This window comes from Leuconostoc sp. BM2, from assembly GCF_002095565.1.
GTDB classification, from domain to species: domain Bacteria; phylum Bacillota; class Bacilli; order Lactobacillales; family Lactobacillaceae; genus Leuconostoc; species Leuconostoc falkenbergense.
The window spans coordinates 1-688 of record NZ_MOWQ01000115.1; the positions used below are offsets into that span (position 1 = coordinate 1).

The 688-nt window shown below is 41.7% G+C and carries 2 protein-coding genes and 1 pseudogene; all 3 read right to left on the reverse strand.

Going from position 1 to position 688, the window contains the following annotated elements:
- Nucleotides 1–73 precede the first annotated feature (73 nt).
- Nucleotides 74–256 carry a hypothetical protein gene (locus BMG01_RS10705; protein ID WP_036067234.1) on the reverse strand — a complete coding sequence of 61 codons (183 nt, stop codon included), beginning with the start codon at nucleotides 254–256 and terminating at the stop codon, nucleotides 74–76.
- On the reverse strand, nucleotides 253–489 hold the full coding sequence (locus BMG01_RS10710; RefSeq protein WP_004915610.1) for a hypothetical protein: 237 nt from the start codon (nucleotides 487–489) through the stop codon (nucleotides 253–255). The genes BMG01_RS10705 and BMG01_RS10710 overlap by 4 nt, the downstream gene beginning before the upstream one ends.
- 2 nt (nucleotides 490–491) lie before the next feature.
- Nucleotides 492–688 (reverse strand): annotated as a pseudogene (locus BMG01_RS11530) (MarR family transcriptional regulator); the annotation flags it as partial.

Consider the following 688-nt stretch of genomic DNA (forward strand, 5'->3'; position numbering starts at 1 on the left):
TGATTAGGTAACGCCATAAATACATAAGCGCCTGCTTGTTGATATTGTCTGATATAGTCCCACTTATCCACAGTTACACCCTGCCTTTGAGTGTCTGCAACCGTGTCTCAATCTCATCAAGGTTAGTGCCAACTCTTAATAACATGCTCATGAGTTTCTGTGGCTCTTTCTGGTATCTCGCTAGGTCTATAAGGCTCTTAGCACTCATCACACTTTCTAAAGCGTGATTAACCGCTACTCGTTGTGATTGCGTCATACCTCGTCCCACTCCTTGCCTGTTATTTCGTGATACTGGGCTTCAATATTAACAATTTGCATATCAACCATTGTCACTATTTTGGTGTTGCTGTCCATCTCCTCGTCTAATTCACAACGCAAACGTTTCAAAAAGATAAGTTGAGTTTTAAGATAGTCGGTAGCTGTATATTTTCTTGGCTTAGTTGCTGTGACTGCATTAGCATTAAACCCGTGAATACTTAATTCTGTCATGTTTATTCCCTCGTAAATCTTTCTTCATGGATCATCAAAGCGTCTAAGGTTGCTTGTTGGCTTTGAATGCTCTTCTTGATTGTGTTGACCGTTTCCCAAAACTCTTGCGCTGTGATGATGAAATACACCCCATTCGGTCTGCTCTTACTACTGCCAACTAAATAGCCTGCATTCCGCAACCTCGCCACGATTTCACTGA